Origin of the sequence: Mesorhizobium sp. M7A.F.Ca.CA.002.05.1.1 (assembly GCF_003998335.1) — a bacterium.
Classification (GTDB): Bacteria; Pseudomonadota; Alphaproteobacteria; order Rhizobiales; family Rhizobiaceae; genus Mesorhizobium.
Window position 1 is genome coordinate 1 of sequence record NZ_RZQI01001052.1, and the last position, 1,906, is coordinate 1,906.

Annotated in this window: 1 protein-coding gene; it reads right to left on the reverse strand. The window is 63.3% G+C overall.

Going from position 1 to position 1,906, the window contains the following annotated elements:
* Positions 1 to 89: 89 nt before the first annotated feature.
* Entirely contained in the window at positions 90 to 1,802 is a 1,713-nt protein-coding gene (gene ureC / locus EN939_RS32315) for an urease subunit alpha (RefSeq protein ID WP_127271601.1), read from the reverse strand.
* Positions 1,803 to 1,906: the final 104 nt, after the last annotated feature.

Consider the following 1,906-nt stretch of genomic DNA (forward strand, 5'->3'; position numbering starts at 1 on the left):
GTATTTTTGCAGCGCGCCCATCCTCGAAATTAAGGCAAGTTTCTTTTGCTCGTCCATGATGGGTCCGATACGTCGTGGGCGCAGCAATCCTAAAACAGAAAATACCTCTGCGCCATCGGCAGCACGGTAGCCGGCTCGCAGGTGAGCAATTCCCCGTCGGCACGCACCTCGTAGGTTTCCGGATCGACCTCGACATGCGGCGTGGCGTCGTTGAGCACCATCGAATGCTTGCCGATGCCGCCGCGGGTGTTCTCGACGGCGACGAACTGCTTGTCGACACCGAGCCTGCCGTGCAGGCCTGATTCGAGCGCGGCTTTTGAAACGAAGGTCACCGACGAGTTGGTCCTGGCCTTGCCATAGGCGCCGAACATCGGCCGGTAGTGCATCGGCTGCGGCGTCGGGATCGAGGCGTTGGGGTCGCCCATGGGCGCTGCGGCGATCATGCCGCCGATCAGCACCATGTCCGGCTTGACGCCGAAGAAGGCCGGGTTCCACAGCACCAGGTCGGCGCGCTTGCCGACCGCGATCGAGCCGATGTCTTTCGACAGCCCATGCGCGATGGCCGGGTTGATCGTGTATTTGGCGATGTAGCGGCGGACGCGGAAATTGTCGTTGTTGCCGGTCTCCTGCGGCAGCGAGCCGCGCTGGCGCTTCATCTTGTCGGCGGTCTGCCAGGTGCGGATCGCGACTTCGCCGACACGGCCCATGGCCTGCGAATCCGACGAGATGATCGAGAAGGCGCCGATGTCGTGCAAAATGTCTTCCGCCGCGATGGTCTCCTTGCGGATGCGGCTTTCGGCAAAGGCGATGTCCTCAGGGATCGACGGCGACAAATGATGGCAGACCATCAGCATGTCGAGATGCTCGGCCAGCGTGTTGACCGTGTAGGGCCGCGTCGGGTTGGTCGAGGACGGGATGACGTTGGGCAGGCCGCAGACCTTGATGATGTCAGGTGCGTGGCCGCCGCCGGCACCCTCGGTGTGGAAGGCATGAATGGTGCGGCCTTTGATGGCGGCGACCGTGTTCTCGACAAAGCCGGATTCGTTCAGCGTATCGGTATGGATCATCACCTGCACGTCGTAGTCGTCGGCGACCGACAGGCAGCAATCAATGGCCGCCGGCGTCGTGCCCCAGTCTTCGTGCAGCTTCAGCGAGCAGGCGCCGCCCAGCACCATTTCCTCAAGCGCGGCGGGCAGGGAGGCATTGCCCTTGCCCGACAGGCCGATGTTCATCGGGAAGGCATCGAAGGACTGGATCATGCGGGCCATGTGCCATGGCCCCGGCGTACAGGTGGTGGCCAGCGTGCCGTGCGCCGGACCGGTGCCGCCGCCGAGCATGGTGGTGATGCCTGACATCAGCGCTTCCTCGATCTGCTGCGGGCAGATGAAGTGGATATGCGCGTCGAAGCCGCCTGCGGTCAGGATCTTGCCCTCGCCGGCGATGATCTCGGTGCCGGGACCAATGATGATGGTGACGCCATCCTGCGTGTCCGGATTGCCGGCCTTGCCGATGGCCGCGATGCGGCCGTCGCGAAGCCCGATATCGGCCTTGAAGATGCCTGCGCTGGCATCGATCACCAGTGCGTTGGTGATCACCGTGTCGACGGCGCCCTGGGCTCTGGAAACCTGGCTCTGGCCCATGCCGTCGCGGATCACCTTGCCGCCGCCGAATTTCACCTCTTCGCCATGGATGGTGAGATCCTTCTCGACCTCGATGAACAGTTCGGTGTCGGCAAGGCGCACTTTGTCGCCGACCGTCGGGCCATACATCTGCGCGTAGGCGGCGCGGGTAATTCTGGCCATCAGCGATTGCTCCCGAAATGCGGTTTGCCGAAATGCGGTTGGATTGAAGCGCGGCTGCACATTGCTGCCATCCTATGGTCACGCAATGACCCGCTGGGCGACAC